The 371-nt window shown below is 57.1% G+C and carries 1 protein-coding gene; it reads left to right on the top strand.

The genetic code is table 11. The annotated features are described in order from the left end of the window. Positions 1 to 371, top strand: a 371-nt coding sequence (locus AC0L26_RS32020; protein WP_473606918.1) for a type 2 periplasmic-binding domain-containing protein, incomplete at both ends; no start/stop codon positions are given.

Below are 371 nucleotides of genomic sequence, written 5' to 3'. Positions count from 1 at the left end.
GTGTTTTTTGAAAAGGTCGTGGAGCGTGTTGCACGCGAAGCACCCGCCGTCAGCTTCGAATTGCTGCCGCTCGACGAGGACCCCGGTGAGCTTCTCCGGCGCGGTGACGTCGATTTTCTGATTTGTCCAGAATTGTTCATGTCGAACGCGCATCCAAGAGCGGCGCTGTTCGACGACACGTTCGTGTGCGTGGGCTGCCCCACGAACAAGCAACTGCCGCAGCAGCTTACATTCGAGAGATACATGTCGATGAGGCACGTTGCGGCCAAGTTTGGGCCGACGCTGAAAGGCTCGATCGAGGAGCGTTTTTTGCTTGAGCATGGCCTCAAGAGACGTGTCGAGGTTATCGTGCAGGCCTTTGGCATGATCCC

Source organism: Mesorhizobium sp. WSM4823, from assembly GCF_055811195.1.
The sequence above is the reverse complement of the archived record's forward strand: the minus strand, read 5'-3'. Positions and strand labels throughout refer to the sequence as shown.